This window comes from Leptospira biflexa serovar Patoc strain 'Patoc 1 (Paris)', assembly GCF_000017685.1.
GTDB classification, from domain to species: Bacteria; Spirochaetota; Leptospiria; order Leptospirales; family Leptospiraceae; genus Leptospira_A; species Leptospira_A biflexa.
On record NC_010843.1, the window covers coordinates 235,781 to 250,800 of the forward strand.

The 15,020-nt window shown below is 37.3% G+C and carries 14 protein-coding genes; 7 read left to right on the forward strand and 7 right to left on the reverse strand.

Features of this window, described 5'->3' with window-relative positions; all coding sequences use genetic code 11:
• Positions 1-103 precede the first annotated feature (103 nt).
• From LEPBI_RS18265 to queA, 6 genes are all read right to left on the reverse strand, one after another.
• Positions 104-784 carry a methyltransferase domain-containing protein gene (locus LEPBI_RS18265; protein ID WP_012476717.1) on the reverse strand — a complete coding sequence of 227 codons (681 nt, stop codon included), beginning with the start codon at positions 782-784 and terminating at the stop codon, positions 104-106.
• Positions 784-2,013 (reverse strand): hypothetical protein, encoded by a 1,230-nt coding sequence (locus LEPBI_RS18270; protein ID WP_012476718.1) that lies wholly within the window; start codon positions 2,011-2,013, stop codon positions 784-786. The genes LEPBI_RS18265 and LEPBI_RS18270 overlap by 1 nt, the downstream gene beginning before the upstream one ends.
• A 22-nt stretch (positions 2,014-2,035) precedes the next feature.
• Positions 2,036-4,291: an aconitate hydratase gene (locus tag LEPBI_RS18275; protein WP_012476719.1), complete on the reverse strand. Its 2,256-nt coding sequence runs from the start codon at positions 4,289-4,291 to the stop codon at positions 2,036-2,038.
• A 110-nt stretch (positions 4,292-4,401) separates the two neighbouring features.
• Positions 4,402-4,932: a FlgO family outer membrane protein gene (locus LEPBI_RS18280; RefSeq protein ID WP_041770260.1), complete on the reverse strand. Its 531-nt coding sequence runs from the start codon at positions 4,930-4,932 to the stop codon at positions 4,402-4,404.
• A complete protein-coding gene (locus tag LEPBI_RS18285; protein ID WP_012476721.1) occupies positions 4,892-5,911 on the reverse strand; it encodes a hypothetical protein in 1,020 nt (339 codons plus the stop codon). The genes LEPBI_RS18280 and LEPBI_RS18285 overlap by 41 nt, the downstream gene beginning before the upstream one ends.
• Positions 5,912-5,963: 52 nt before the next feature.
• Positions 5,964-7,004, reverse strand: a complete 1,041-nt coding sequence (gene queA / locus LEPBI_RS18290; protein ID WP_012476722.1) for a tRNA preQ1(34) S-adenosylmethionine ribosyltransferase-isomerase QueA — start codon at positions 7,002-7,004, stop codon at positions 5,964-5,966.
• A 63-nt stretch (positions 7,005-7,067) separates the two neighbouring features.
• Between queA and LEPBI_RS18295 the strand changes: the two genes are divergently transcribed.
• The 7 genes from LEPBI_RS18295 to LEPBI_RS18325 are packed head-to-tail and all read left to right on the forward strand — an operon-like array spanning position 7,068 to position 14,298.
• Complete coding sequence (locus LEPBI_RS18295; RefSeq protein ID WP_012476723.1) at positions 7,068-8,360, forward strand: glycosyltransferase family 87 protein; 1,293 nt, start codon at positions 7,068-7,070, stop codon at positions 8,358-8,360.
• On the forward strand, positions 8,338-9,432 hold the full coding sequence (locus LEPBI_RS18300) for a glycosyltransferase family 4 protein (protein ID WP_012476857.1): 1,095 nt from the start codon (positions 8,338-8,340) through the stop codon (positions 9,430-9,432). The genes LEPBI_RS18295 and LEPBI_RS18300 overlap by 23 nt, the downstream gene beginning before the upstream one ends.
• The gene (locus LEPBI_RS18305) at positions 9,429-10,016 is read left to right on the forward strand and encodes an LIMLP_18675 family protein (protein WP_012476725.1); all 588 of its coding nucleotides are present in this window, start codon (positions 9,429-9,431) and stop codon (positions 10,014-10,016) included. The genes LEPBI_RS18300 and LEPBI_RS18305 overlap by 4 nt, the downstream gene beginning before the upstream one ends.
• 15 nt (positions 10,017-10,031) lie before the next feature.
• Positions 10,032-11,318, forward strand: coding sequence for a hypothetical protein (locus LEPBI_RS18310; protein WP_012476726.1), 1,287 nt, complete (start codon positions 10,032-10,034; stop codon positions 11,316-11,318).
• 10 nt (positions 11,319-11,328) lie between these two features.
• Positions 11,329-12,825 carry an MBOAT family O-acyltransferase gene (locus LEPBI_RS18315; protein ID WP_012476727.1) on the forward strand — a complete coding sequence of 499 codons (1,497 nt, stop codon included), beginning with the start codon at positions 11,329-11,331 and terminating at the stop codon, positions 12,823-12,825.
• A 2-nt stretch (positions 12,826-12,827) separates the two neighbouring features.
• Entirely contained in the window at positions 12,828-13,973 is a 1,146-nt protein-coding gene (locus tag LEPBI_RS18320; protein WP_012476728.1) for a hypothetical protein, read from the forward strand.
• A complete protein-coding gene (locus LEPBI_RS18325) occupies positions 13,960-14,298 on the forward strand; it encodes a nucleotide pyrophosphohydrolase (protein WP_012476729.1) in 339 nt (112 codons plus the stop codon). The genes LEPBI_RS18320 and LEPBI_RS18325 overlap by 14 nt, the downstream gene beginning before the upstream one ends.
• On the opposite strand, the gene LEPBI_RS18330 is transcribed toward LEPBI_RS18325, so the two are convergent.
• Entirely contained in the window at positions 14,295-15,020 is a 726-nt protein-coding gene (locus tag LEPBI_RS18330) for a hypothetical protein (RefSeq protein ID WP_012476730.1), read from the reverse strand. The genes LEPBI_RS18325 and LEPBI_RS18330 overlap by 4 nt on opposite strands.

The following is a 15,020-nucleotide window of genomic DNA, read 5'->3' on the forward strand; positions in this document are numbered from 1 at the left end:
TTTAATTTTCATCAATCGATTCCAAACTGTCGAAATGGTTTTAAACTTGACTTCGAAATTTATAAATTTTGTGAATCGGGGTAACATCTCTAGTGTACGCCTTTCAATCGATCCGAAAAAAATCTTCTTTAAACCCTTTTTCCCCAAGCCATTTGCTTTGCAAAAGATTGTATCCTACGATTTCGAAGTCTCTTGAAATCCATTTCCTATACTTTTTTTTGGTTCTGGAAAAGGCGTAAGGATCCACAAAAGACATTTCCTTTTTCATTACCGCATAATCTTCGTTTGTTGGCACTGTAAAATATAAATAATTACAATACTTTGCCATCTTTTCTAATACAGAAGGGATTTGGGCATCGGGTAAGTACTGGATGACGGAATTACAAATCCCAAGTTCCACAGGAGCTTTTTCCAATTTCGGTAAAACAAAAGTTTCAAGAGATTCATGGTAAATGTGAAATTTGTCGGAACGTTTGACCCAATCTTTTTTTTTCAAATCATCGAAGGCTTCGTTTGAGGCATCCACTGCGTATACTTTTACTGGCGAAAAGACCTTCACCATTTCACGAAGTAAAATCCCCTTTCCAAATCCAAAATCGGCAATTTGATACACGGGGATTTCCATGAGTTGAAAAAGTGATTTTAAATACTCTGCATGTTGTTTGGCATTGTAGGAACCATCGACATCGAGTCCATTCCCATAAATTTCAGACCAATATTCTTTTCCAAACTCTTTGCCGTTTTTACCAAAACCAACTTGTTTTTGTTTCAAAAAACCTTTCATTAAAATTGAACTCCCAAACTTTGGAGTTCTCGAATCATCTCTTTGATGTACTTTGGCTCTTTAGTCAATTGGTCTACTTCTTTTTGGTAGGCTTTTGTCACCATTTGGTTGTCTAACTTCACTCGTTTTAAATACACATCCAAAGTCTCTTTTGTGATTTTACTCGAAGGGAAATCTGCCATCAGTGGATGAGTAAAAAATCGTTGTTTGATCGAATCTTCTAATTCTCTAATTTTAGATTTAATGATCCCTACAAATCGTTTGATTGATGTGTCATGGAAGGAAACATTCGTTTGTTGGTTCGGGATCAGTTCATCCACTTGTAATTTGATCTCTAATATTTCTGCAATGTTTAGATTGTCTCTGGCTCCAGAGAGTTTTGTCATGAGTTTGGCTTTTTTTTCACGCAAAACTGGATCTTGTTCTTTGTCAGGATGGATGAGTTTTGCCAAATTTTTAAATAATGAATTGATATCTGTACTTAACAATCGTTCTGCTTCCAATTGTTTTTTTTCTTTCTCCATTTGTGCTTTTGATTTTGATTTCTCTTTGAATCCTGATTGGGATTTTCTAAAATATTCAGATCTATATTCTTCATATTTTTCGCGGAAATCTCTATATTTCTCTTCGTGAACTTCCCTTTCCTCATCTGAATCAAATTGTGTACGATTAAAATCATCCAAATCGATATCGACACCAAATGTTTGTTTGATTCTCGATTCCATTTGATTCTTATAACGGATCCGTTCCATCTTTTCAAATTTGGTTTCTAACTGGTCACGAAAGGGAGAGTAAAACTCCGAATCTTCTGCCAATGCATCATTACACATATCCAGTAAATACCTGCGTAAAAATTCCCTTTGCATCTTTCCAAACGATAATTTTTCTTCGAGAAGTATGGAACACATCAGTTCAAATCGTTCGCGTTCCAACTGTTTTTGTTTGTTTAATTCCGGTAAAACGACATTTAAGTATGTATCATTGACCAATTGGAAGAGTGGCTCGATTTCTTTTGTTCGTTCAATGGTTTCTTTGTGTTTGCGAAGGGCATCGTTGAATTCTTTTTGTGCCTTGGTTTGGTTGGAAGATTCACCGGACCAAATCAGCGTTTCCTCGTTCATTTGTGAAGGAACATCTGTATTTGTTTTTTTGGCTTTGGTTACTTTCCGAAGTTTTGGTTTTGGAGTTGGCATGGAGAAACTGGACTTGCCAGATAAAACATCTGGCAAGTGCTTTCGAAAATTTTGGTTCTTACGCTTTCATCAAGTTCAAGGCAGCACCTGCTTTGAACCATTCGATTTGTTGTGCATTGTAAGTATGGTTCACTTGGATCTCATCTTTTTTCCCATCTTTATGATTGAGAACAAGAGTGAGAGCTTTTCCTTCTTGAAAACTTGTGAGGCCATTGATGTCGATCAAATCATCTTCTTGGATTTTATCGTAGTCATCTTTGTTGGCAAATGTTAACGCAAGCATCCCTTGTTTTTTGAGGTTTGTTTCGTGGATACGAGCGAAAGACTTCACAAGTACGGCACGCACTCCCAAATGCCTTGGTTCCATAGCGGCGTGTTCTCTAGAAGAACCTTCCCCATAGTTTTCATCCCCAACCACAATCGATCCAATGCCTTGTGCTTTGTAGGCTCTTTGGGTTTGTGGCACGGGTTCATAATTCCCAGTGATTTGGTTTTTAACTTCATTGGTTTTGCCATTGAAAAAGTTGGTCGCACCAATGAGTAGGTTATTGGAGATATTGTCCAAGTGGCCACGGAATTTTAACCAAGGACCCGCCATCGAGATATGGTCTGTTGTACATTTCCCTTTTGCCTTGATGAGAAGTTTGAGGCCTTTTAGGTCCGTTCCTTCCCAGGCTTTGAATGGAGCAAGGAGTTGCAGTCTTGTGGAACTTGGATCCACAATCACTTGTACACCTGATCCATCTGCCGCAGGAGCAACATAACCCGCATCTTCTACCGCAAAACCTTTATTAGGAAGTTCTTCCCCAGTAGGTGGGTCGAGTTTTACCTTTTCCCCTTTTTCGTTGGTGAGAGTGTCTGTGAGAGGATTGAATCCTAAATCTCCTGCAATGGCAAGTGCCGTTGTGATCTCTGGAGAAGCAACAAACGCGTATGTGTTTGGGTTTCCGTCTTGTCGTGCTTGGAAGTTACGATTGAAAGAGTGAACAATCGTGTTCTTTTCCTTTTTATCGGCACCCACACGAGACCACATCCCAATACAAGGCCCGCAAGCATTCGAGAATACTTTAGCGCCAATTTGGTGGAAGGTGTCAATGAATCCGTCACGTTCGATCGTATAACGAACAAGTTCCGATCCTGGTGTGATCGTAAATTCTGCTTTGGTTTTCAGGCCTTTAGCAGAGACTTGTTTGGCAAGAGATGCCGCACGTGAGATGTCTTCATAAGATGAGTTTGTGCAAGATCCAATGAGGCCCACTTCTACTTTTGTTGGCCAACCATTCTTTGCCGCTTCTTCTTTCATCTTAGAAATCGGAGTGGCTAAGTCTGGTGTGAACGGTCCATTTACGTATGGTTCAAGAGTGTCTAAATCAATTTCAATCACTTGGTCAAAGTACTTGGATGGATCTGCATATACTTCTGGGTCAGCAGTTAAGTGAGCTTTGTATTTGTTGGCAAGGTCTGCCACATCACTTCTGTTTGTCGAACGTAGATAACGTTCCATGGAAGCATCGTATCCAAATGTGGATGTTGTGGCACCAATTTCAGCACCCATATTACAAATTGTACCTTTTCCTGTACAAGAAAGGGCTTCGGCACCTGGACCAAAGTATTCTACAATCGCACCCGTTCCCCCTTTGACAGTGAGGATCCCTGCGACTTTCAAAATGACGTCTTTTGCAGATGTCCAGCCATTGAGTTTTCCTGTGAGTTTGACACCGATGGCTTTTGGCCATTTGAGTTCCCAAGGGAGACCCGCCATCACATCACAAGCGTCAGCTCCACCCACACCAATGGCCACCATTCCGAGTCCACCAGCGTTGACAGTGTGTGAGTCCGTTCCAATCATCATCCCACCAGGGAATGCATAGTTTTCTAGGACCACTTGGTGGATGATCCCAGCCCCTGGTTTCCAGAATCCGATTCCGTATTTATTTGAGACGGAAGATAAAAAATCATAAACTTCTTTGTTTTCAGTGACTGCGATGCCAAGGTCTTTCCCTGATTCTTCTTTTGCTGTGATCAAGTGGTCACAGTGAACGGTGGAAGGCACAGCTACTTTTTTTCTGCCTGCTTGCATGAACTGCAATAGTGCCATTTGGGCCGTTGCATCTTGCATGGCCACTCGGTCTGGCGCAAAGTCAACATAGTCAGCACCACGTCCAAAACTTTTGGATGGGTTTCCGTCCCATAGGTGGTTGTATAAAATCTTTTCTGTGAGAGTGAGGGGTCGACCCACAATCTTCCTGGCTTGTGCGATGGCCGCTTCCATTTTGGAATAACGAGCCGCGATCATTTCTATATCAAATGCCATCTGAACCTCTTATACCTATCAGACCGTAGGAAAAAAGGGAATCAATCGAAAATTAAACTACAGAACTTAAAATCAGTAAAATTGGTTCTTTTGTTGAAGTGGGCAGGAAATCAACCGTCAATACGGACATACACTTCATCGGCTTTTAGGATGAGCCCCGTTTTGATTTCGATGAGTCTTGTATTGACAAAAACACCGTCTTGGTAAGGGGTCACAATCCCTGTGATGATGACTCCTACTTTTAGAACCTCACCTATTTTACGCAAGGTGGCAGTGTCTGTTGGTGAATCCAAACTCAGACCCGCTTCCTTTAAAACCTTTTGGTTGGCCAGTCGATCTAAGATGAGGAATCGATCCTTTTTGACAAGTTCCGTGGTAAGTTTTTCGGCAAGGATTTCGCCGTATGGACTTTTTTTCCCTTCATTGTCTAAAAAGGTCAAAACAACAAGTCTTTCGGGTTGGAAATAAAACCCCTTCTCTGATAAAGAAATCGCCAATTGTTCTAAGGGAGGGACTGTTGGTTTTTTGGGTTTGGATTCTCTTTCTTCTCCCAAGTAACAAGCGCTAAAGACACCCAAAACAAGTGCAAGAATGAATCCTTTAAAATGCAAGTTCCATCCCAAGTGATGTAACATATTCATAAAACGATTTTCCATTGAATGTATTCCCTACCATATATCCACCTGGAACTCCATATAAAACCCCGTCTTTATAAAATTGATTTTGGAAGTTAAGAAAAAATGTAGTTTTTTGATTTCCTGGAGGTTTGCCACGGAAGGAAGCAGAAAAGGTCTCAGGAGACCGACCGTTTTGGTCTCTTACCCGAAGTAAGGGATCATTAAAAACGTTAAAAATTTGGTTCCCTAAGTACAGGGAATAGTTCTTGGAAGAACCTAAAAAGAAAATCAATCCAAGGGAGGCAATATCCTGCGCAGGGACAAATCCAATTTGCCCATTCGAAGCACTTGGCCTTTGGTTCACATAATTGTATTTTACATTCAATTGGATTTGATCACTACCGAAAAAAAAAGAAAACTTACCACCTTCTGCTCCATAGGAAGCAACAGGATTTTCTGTTTTAATATTATAAATGGAGGTTTGCACTTTTAAAAAAGGAGAAGCAGAAAAATTACCTTGGTATTCATAAAGTAATTTTGGATCGTATAACGTCCGCTTGTTTGCCTCTATTTGGCGAAAGATCATATTCGCAGAAGGATGATTGGAAGTTGTCAAAATAGATTGTGATAAAGCAGGTTCTCCACTCAGTTTTGCATCCAATACAGAAAAATTGGCTGGAGAAACATCGGATTCAAATCTCAAAAAAGAGTAAGAAAAATTACTACGTTTAATCCCTCGTTTCGAAGGGGAATTGTCCCCCACTAGTGAAAAAAAAACAAAGGCATCCTTAGGTGTTTCTGAAAATTCAGAACGTTTTGAACGTTCAATCGCATGATTCGCTTCAATGGAAAAATTTAAAGTTTTTTTTTCAGCTAACTGAGGTTTTGCTGTCATTTCTAATTTTTTGACTTGGTTTTCTTGGATGGGTGCCAATGCCACCACAGCAAGAAGACCGAATCCAGAAATCAGTGATACAAAAACAGATGCTTGTGGGGAGTTCATAAAGAAACTGTAGAAACATATTTCCTAATCTAAAACACATGTAAACCTATTTTTAAAATAAGAACATAGAATCACCATAGGAATAAAAACGAAACTGGTTCTGTAATGCATACTGATACGCATTCATCACGAGTCGACTATTGGCAAAGGCACTCACAAGTAATAACAAACTCGATTTTGGTAAATGGAAGTTTGTGATCAGTCCATGTACGGATTCAATATTGTCCCCTGGCGACAAAAATATGTCAGTTTGACCCAGGCCTACCTTAAATTTCTGTTGTTGAGAATCAAATACAGTTTCAAGCACTCGGAGCGAAGTCGTTCCGACAGCAATGATCCTACGTCCTTCTTTTTTTGCAGAGTTCAATTGGCTTGCAGACTCATCGGTGATTTCATACCTTTCTTTATGTAGGGTTTTAGTCTGCCATTGTTCGGTGGTTAAGGGACGAAATGTCCCATAACCAACTTGTAAGTTGACTGGTACAAATTGAATCCCAAGCTGGATGAGTTCTAATTTTAACGAATCCGTAAAATGTAGTCCCGCAGTGGGTGCTGCGACGGAACCTGATTTTTTGGCAAAGATGGTTTGGTAACGGAATTTATCATCTTCGATCGCCTTTCGTTTTAAGTAAGGAGGGATGGGGATGGTTCCAAAAACTTCAAAGTCTAAATCCGTAATCGTGCGTTCTGATCTGAGAAGGGATAGTTCGTTGTCCTTGCTTTCATACACAAAAGGGAATTCTTTAAACCCCACTGGCCATAAATTTTCACCTAATCTCAGTTTGGCCCTATTTTTCAATATACAAGACCAGATGTTTGCATTGTCTTCTAAAGTATCTAAAAAAATCGCTTCATGAATCCGCCCGGATTCCACTTGTAAGTACACCCTACGATAGGATACTTTGGTTTCGTTATAAACAAGAACATCACCAGGCTTTAACCAGTTGCGTATGTCCCGAAAAAAAGGTGCTTCCTTAAATGTCTCATTGGCTCTGTCAACGAGGAGTAGTCTCGATTCATCTCTGTTTTTCGCGGGAAAACGAGCAATTTGTTCTTCTGGTAAATGAAAATCAAATTCGTTTAAAAAATCCATCTTGGGATCACCTTAGGAAAACCTTGTCAATTAACCAGAAATATTGGGAATGGTAGGAGAACTATGTGGAAATTTTTAGAGCCGATAGAAAGACATGGGAAATGGATCCTTGCTGTTCTTTTTTTATTCCTTTTGGTTACCTCTGTCACACGTGCCCACCAAAAATCTGATTTTTTGGACTATTACCATGCCAGTGAACGTTGGTCCACAGGGGAAAATTTATACAGATTCGATGTTGCTTTTGAACTCCAATCCAAAATCAAATCTGCTGAGGATTTATTCCTTCCAGAAAACCTACCCCTTCTCCTTTCCCTACAAAATGAAACAGCGACTTATATTTACCCTCCATTGTTCTCATTTTTACTCATACCCATCACATTTTTATCGGAAAATAATGCCGCCTTATTGTTTGAACTCATCAGTTGGATTTCTTTACTTGCGATCTTTTATCTACTCTTCCAAAACAAAGAACTCAATTTAGAAAAACAAAAGTACAAATACATATTGTTAATCACAACGATGGTAATTAATTTTCGATTCATCGAAAGCCATATCCAAAATAACCAAGTAGGAATTTTTCTCATCTTACTTGTGTTAGCATCTATTTTGATTAAAAATGATTTTGTGGGTGGAATTTTGTTAGCTCTTGCAGTTTGCATCAAAATCACACCTCTTGTTTTTCTTTTCGCCTTCGTTTATGAAAAAAAGTTTAGTAGAATCGTTTGGTTTTTTGTGGGACTTTTTCTTTGGAATGCACTCCCACTCACATACAATTGGGAATACACAATCCAAATGTCCAATGAATGGATTTCGCAAATTTTAGGGAACGCTCTGAACAATCCACTTTTACGGTCTTGGAAAAACAACCAATCGCTCCCCTCTACACTCGCAAAGTATTTTGTTTCAGGTGCTGACTTTATCAACCAACCGACATATGGATTACCATTTTTTAATGTATCTCTTTTTACTTTAAAAATCGTTCAAATTATATTCGTTTTGGCATTTGGGATACCACTGCTTCTTTTATGGCGCAAACCGAACCAAAAATGGTCGATCATCTCTTTATTATTTTTAATTTCTGCACTTTTTAGTGGGATCAGTTGGATCCATAGTTTTATCATTTGTTTGGTTCCAGTTTATTTCATATTAAACAAAGTGATTTCAGAAACAAAAATGACTCGATCCGCTTATGTTTTACTTTTCATTTTAAGTTTGCCCATTCTCAGTCATCGTACCTTTATCGGCCAAAAGTTAGAATCCTTTCTTTCAATGTATTCCATTCTCTTTTATTCTACAAGTTTGTTGTATTTTTATATCGTTAGGTTTGCACTTCATGAAAACAATCATCGGAATTGATGTCAGACCACTTGCGTATGGAATCACTGGGAACTCTCGTTATCTTGCGGAAGTTCTGAAAGTTATTTTACCAAAACACAAAGACAAAAAATTTTATTTTTTAAGTAACAAACCAATTCACCCAGTATTCAATGATTTACTTCTGCCAAACGTACATTTGGTGGTAGAATCAAAACCAATCCCTGGACCAATCTATTTAAATTTGATTTTACCAAAAAGACTCAAACAAAACAAAATCGAAGTTTTTTGGGGTACCATTCAAATGTTACCGTTTTTTAAACTACCAATCCCCAGTTACGTGAACTATCACGATCTCAATTTTATATCTGCCCCAGAAACCATGGCAAAATGGAATTATTGGCAACACAAATTATTATCACCAGTTACATTGAAAAATGCAGACAAAATCTTTTGTTTATCCAAAAATACAAAAGAAGAAATCATCCAGTTTCGACCAAATTTCAAAAACAAATGTATCGTTGTATACCCAGGTGTTTCTAAAACAAAAACAAATTTGTCTAAGGTAAAAATCAAATTTCCAAAAGATTTTTTCCTAACAGTAGGAACCCTAGAACCAAGAAAAAATATCAACCGATTGGTAGATGCTTTTTTACATTTTAAAGCAGATCATCCTAAAGACAAACATTCCCTTCTCATCATGGGGAGAAAAGGTTGGGGCGAAGAAGGAGAAATTCTGTATCAAAAGTTAAACGATCCAAAGACCCAAACTTTCGGAATTCAATTCATCGATACACCTGACGAAAACACATTGGCGCTTGCATTCCAATCATGTAAGGCATTCTTTTTTCCATCTTTACACGAAGGGTTTGGTTTGCCATTGCTTGAAGCAATGCTCGAGGGCAAAAGATGTGTTGCATCCGACATCCCAGTATTCAAAGAAATTTTATCTGATCAATGTGATGTTTTCGTAGCACCAAAAGATACGGAATCATGGACCAAAGCCTTTCAGACATTATCAGGACCCAAAAAAGAAAGAGTGCCAAAATTCCCAACTAAATTGTGGACCTGGCAAGAAACCGCGAAAAAGATAGAAGAGGTACTATTTATATGAAAACCATTGATCGTTTGCTCTCAAAGTGGAAAGAATACAAATCTAAAAAAGAAACTGCCTATTTTGGAACGTCTCTTTATGATGAGTTGCATTCAAATCCACTCCCCTCACTTGTTTTAATCATTGGGGCGACTTCATTCTTTTATCTTAGTTTACCGTATATTCACTTACTAGGGAATTTTTTCTTTTGGTTTGTGGGTGTATTGGAAATTACCAAAGTTCTAAAAATCCCTTTTTTGGATGAACTTCGTTATTACCATTACCTTTCCGCTTTTGTTTATTTTTATATTTCCATTTCCCTACTAATCGATGTTAGCCAACTGTTATCAAAATGGAATATTCGCACTGTATTTGTAAAAAATGAACTTTGGCAAATCAAACACTCATGGCTTGGGAAAAAACTCAATCAACATTCTTTGGAAGCAGAAGGACTCTCCCTTTCTTATGAGCATGGTGGGCTTAGCGATTATATTGGCCTCAATCGTTTGGTTTGGGAAAAAGATGGAAAAATACTAATTGTTTCTCCTTATTTTTTTCCAAATAGAAAAAACAAAACCATCGTCAATCGAATGTTAAAACGATAAGAAGGTAGACTTTTTTTGAAAAAACTTTTCATCTTCCTTCTTCTTTTAGGTTTATTTTTATTCCATCTTAGGTATCTATCACGTGCCTTTGATTGGGATTCTTGTGTTTATGCACTGAACATACAAAAAGATCGAATTGAATCTGCTTTTTTTAACCCTCATCATCTTGGATTTGAATCTTCAGGACTATTGTATTGGAAAATGGTTCGTACTTTCTATCAAACCACAGATATTATGTTTTTTCTGCGTTTGCGTATATTGAGTTTTTCACTTTTCTTTTTGGGACTTTTTATTTGGATCTACTACAAACTTTATAAAGATTTTGTCTTAGCCGTTGTACTTGCTCTCGTCATCCAAGTAAGCCAAGCATTTTGGTTTTATAGCTTACACAATGACACACCACTCATTCATTCCTGTCTTATGGCATTGTTGTTTTTGCTAACCATTTATTATCTGCGAAAGGGTCTGAATGCAAAACAGCTGGCCATCTTGTGGTTCATCCAACTTTTTTCGATTTATTTCCATCAGTCGAATGTGATACATTTTGGAATGGTACCAATGGCAATATTTTTATCGCCAAATCGAAGTTTAGGTACAAAACTTAGAGTCATATTCGTCTATTTGGCTTGCTTAGGACTTGTCACGATCTTTTCTTATTTGTTCGTTGGATTTGTGATCCTAAAAAGAGGCCTTGGACCTATCGACGAAAAACATTTTTCATTCTGGATGTTTTTGTATGCGGCCATCAATCGTTGGGGAACAAGCCTTGGTGAAGAAAAAAATTACGTATTGTACTTTTATCGAGGCATTGGTGATGCTTTTTTAGTCTTTCAAAATGTAATCCCCAAATTTCGAGTGAACCTTTTTGATTTCCAAAACCCAAAACACCTACCATATAATTTAAATCTTTTGTTCTGGATTTTTAGTTTATGTTTAGGAATTTTGAATTTTCGTACCATGTGGGCAAAATACAAACAAGAAATATTGGTTCTGACATTTTGGTTGGTACCGTCCATCGTCTTCTATACATGGTGGGAAGGTTATTTTTTTGAATTCTGGGTTGGGACAACCATTGGACTTTGGATTCTCAATTCCTTTATCCTCAACTCATACCGAAACGATTTACTTCCAAAGTTTTCAAACTCAATCTTACATACAACTTATACCTTAGTTTTTATCTTTTATTTCCTTACCAATTTTACATTTTCCACTCTACCTAGATCGATAGGTCCCAAATTCGGTTATACTGAGGGAATCCAAGGCCCCGTTGAAAAATTAGCAGAAGAAACAATCTACAGATAGGACACGCAAGATGTTATTTAACTCATTTGAATTTTTAGCCTTCTTTTTTATCACAATCATCATTGGAAATCTTTTAAAGAATCGATGGCAAAGATTGTTCTTTTTACTCGCCAGTTATTATTTTTACATGGCTTGGCAACCATCATCAATCTCATGTTCGGCGATGGCAGATAGTGGTCTCAAATTCTTTACAGATAGAATGTATTGTGATCTCAAAATCAATCCATATGTTTTGATTCTGTTGTTTTCAACGATTATAGATTATTTCGCAGCTCGCTTAATTGAAGCAAAACAAGATGGTGATTCACAAAGAGGTTGGTTACTTGTTTTATCACTCGTTGTGAATCTTGGAACATTGGGGTTTTTTAAATACACCGATTTTTTGCTCGGACTCATTAACGATATCCATCTTCTTGGATCCTTTCAATTTGAAAAACAAAACATTATTTTACCAGTTGGGATTTCCTTTTATACATTTCAATCGATGAGTTATACAATCGACGTATATAATCGTAAAATAGAAGCTCGTAAGTCCTTTTTAGACTTTTCTTTGTATGTGGCTTTCTTCCCTCAATTGGTTGCGGGTCCTATTGTTCGTGCAGAAACTTTTTTTCGAGATCTTGATTACAGATTAAGTGTTCATAAAGAACATATTGAAGCAGCGTTTGCCTTAATATTAATTGGTTTCACAAGAAAAATTGTCTTTGCTGACAACTTAGCAAAAGTAGTCGATTCTACATTTGCCAATTACCAAAATCTAAATTCGATCGAAATCTGGACTGGAACACTTGCCTTCGGATGGCAAATTTATTTCGATTTTGCCGGTTATACCGATATCGCAATTGGTGTTGCTCGTTTATTTGGATTCCAATTCAATCCAAACTTTAATTTTCCAATGTCCTGTAAAAATATCTCAGACCATTGGTCGCGTTGGCATATTTCTTTTTCTACATGGATACGAGATTATATCTACATTCCGTTAGGTGGTTCCCGAGTCAGTGTAATCATGTATATTAGAAATATCATGATCACTTGGTTATTTGCAGGTTTATGGCATGGAGCTGCCTACCATTATGTTGGTTGGGGAATTTGGCAAGGGACGATGTTACTGACACACAAATTTTATGGGGATACATCCGTTTCAAAATTCTTTAACCAAAAAGGTGGAAAAACTTACGATATCTTCTCCCGGATACTTACAATGTTTTGTCTCGCGTTTGGGTTTATCATGTTCCGCGCGGAAACTATGGAAAAAGCAATCCCTATGATGAAAGCACTTGTCTTCCTCAATGATTCTGGCGCACCCATCACACGTTGGATGAATTACCGCTTTGGAATTTTACTCGTAATTTGTTTTACGGCAAGTTATATTTTTTCCAAAAGACAAATCCCTACTCTACTCACTGGTAGTTGGATGAAATATTCCATTTTCGTCATCGTGAACATTCTTTTATTATTATTATTCGGGGTAACAGAAAGTCAGAACTTCCTCTACTTTCAATTTTAATTATGAGCATTACTAAAGAAACTATCCAATTTTTGAAAGATAAGAAGATCGTAACTGTCTTCGTTTTCCTACTTATCTTTGAACTCGTTCTACAATTGGGTTTTTATAAACCATATTTAAAAAAGAATTCCTATGCATCTAACATCAATCGGGTCACCGAACATGTGATCTCCAAAAAGGACATTCTCGAACCAGATATTCTGATTGTTGGGACTTCCGTTGCATTCGAAGGAATTAGTATTCGTATCCTTAATGAAAACTTAAAGAAGTTAGGTCTAAAATCTCAATCGATTGCTGTCCGTGGATCAGAATTAGTTGTCCAACATAGGATATTGGAAGAATACTTAGACCAATTCCCGAATGTGAAAATCATCCTTCACGTGATGGAGCCAGGGATGCCTTGGGTTGATCGTAGTTATGTTGTGGATCCAACACTTGCTATGTTGTCTGAGCTTGGGAACTTCAAAGCAATTCCCACTGTATTAGATTTTGAATATAATTTGGAATTTTCAAACTACTTGTATCTCATTTTTAAATCTGTGGCTTATCGCAAAGATATGTCTGATTTAGTGATTAATTTGAACGAACGATTAAAAGCAATTTCTAGAAAAAATAAAAGCCCAAATCAAAATCCATGGGATTATGAAAATGATCATCCGGAATCCATCGATGAATACAATTTAACAAACGTTGAAGACTGTATGAATCGTTTGGCATTACATCTACCAATTGAAATCCCAAAAGGTTCCAACCCTGATCATAGAAGGATGTTATTTGAAACATGTGGGATCGCAAGCATCGTCCCAAAAGATTCAGATGCAACCGATGATACAAAACGTTACTTTCGACGGTTAACCAAAATGTATGATATCATTGGAAATCGAAAGATCCATATTATCAATGTTTTTGCACCTTATTCGGATGTCATTCGGAAGGTGAATAATGAAGGCAGAATGAAAGTATGGAGAGATGGGTTAACAGAAGCCTTAAAAAACCACCAAACGTTAGATGAATTAGACCTACAAGATTCTTTAGGCGACAAAAACGGGAAATACTGTTTTGATTTAATCCATTTAAACCAACAAGGTATGGTTGAATTTTCAAACATACTTTCCAAAGAATTGGAGAAAAAACTTGGAAAAAAATGAAATCACCCTGGGTCAATTACAAAATGAAGTCAACGATTGGATCCAAACAATTGGGGTTCGTTATTTTTCAGAATTAACTAATTTAGCCATCCTTATGGAAGAAGTGGGCGAATTATCAAGGTTGATGGCAAGAAAATATGGAGACCAATCATTCAAATCGGGGGAATCAGCCGATCAAATCCCAAACGAAATCGGCGATATTTTATTTGTATTAACTTGCCTTGCCAATCAAATGGGAATCTCTCTACAAGATGCGATCTTAACAACAATTCAAAAGAACACAAAACGTGACTTACATCGTCACAAAAACAATCCAAAACTTTAGTTTTTGGTTTCAGCTGTCAAGATAGGGACTCCTGCTTCTTTTCGAATTGCATTCCAATACGCAGACAAATGGGCAGGATGAGAATTCATATCGGAAATACAATATTCAAATTTTTCTTTGAAGGTATTATCTTTTTCTAAATAAATTAAATATTCTTCGTAATCATCTAACATCGATTGAAAAAATTTCTTCTGACCATCAAAATCATAATCTTCTCTAAAGAACATATATGCATGTGCTAAATCATGCAACAAATGTTCAAAAGCATCTCTTTTGCCTTCAACCAGAGTTCCCATTAAAGCGTGATCCCAACTAATCGTTGCATAACGGATTCCTTTACTTTGTGATTCTAACATTTCCAATGAACTTGGATTAAAATCGATCAGTTGAATATTCCATTCGCCGATATGCCATTTCCAAAGTGCATATCGAACTGTGTCCGGCATTCCATAAAATCGCACTACTTCTAAAAATTCTTTTGAAGAATTTCGGTTTGGTAGTTTTTGCCCCATTCTTAGGAATGGGTGTCTTTTCACTCTTTTTTCTAAATATAACAATACGAGTTGGTAGGTTACTTCACTTCCCGTTAATATGCCATTTTCCCAATTTGATTTGATTTGAGATAATTGGCTACGGATTGCTATTGCTTCATCAAGAAGCATCGATTCTGGGATACAAATTTTTTTAAATGATCCATAGATACGTCCCGATTCATGTGGCAT

Excerpts from the sequence above, each read along its gene's own strand:
- LEPBI_RS18265 (WP_012476717.1), bottom strand. The coding sequence starts at position 784 with ATGAAAGGTTTTTTGAAACAAAAACAAGTTGGTTTTGGTAAAAACGGC.
- LEPBI_RS18275 (WP_012476719.1), bottom strand. The coding sequence starts at position 4,291 with ATGGCATTTGATATAGAAATGATCGCGGCTCGTTATTCCAAAATGGAA.
- LEPBI_RS18280 (WP_041770260.1), bottom strand. The coding sequence starts at position 4,932 with ATGAATATGTTACATCACTTGGGATGGAACTTGCATTTTAAAGGATTC.
- LEPBI_RS18285 (WP_012476721.1), bottom strand. The coding sequence starts at position 5,911 with ATGAACTCCCCACAAGCATCTGTTTTTGTATCACTGATTTCTGGATTC.
- queA (WP_012476722.1), bottom strand. The coding sequence starts at position 7,004 with ATGGATTTTTTAAACGAATTTGATTTTCATTTACCAGAAGAACAAATT.
- LEPBI_RS18295 (WP_012476723.1), top strand. The coding sequence starts at position 7,068 with ATGTGGAAATTTTTAGAGCCGATAGAAAGACATGGGAAATGGATCCTT.
- LEPBI_RS18300 (WP_012476857.1), top strand. The coding sequence starts at position 8,338 with ATGAAAACAATCATCGGAATTGATGTCAGACCACTTGCGTATGGAATC.
- LEPBI_RS18305 (WP_012476725.1), top strand. The coding sequence starts at position 9,429 with ATGAAAACCATTGATCGTTTGCTCTCAAAGTGGAAAGAATACAAATCT.
- LEPBI_RS18315 (WP_012476727.1), top strand. The coding sequence starts at position 11,329 with ATGTTATTTAACTCATTTGAATTTTTAGCCTTCTTTTTTATCACAATC.
- LEPBI_RS18320 (WP_012476728.1), top strand. The coding sequence starts at position 12,828 with ATGAGCATTACTAAAGAAACTATCCAATTTTTGAAAGATAAGAAGATC.
- LEPBI_RS18330 (WP_012476730.1), bottom strand. The coding sequence starts at position 15,020 with ATGCCACATGAATCGGGACGTATCTATGGATCATTTAAAAAAATTTGT.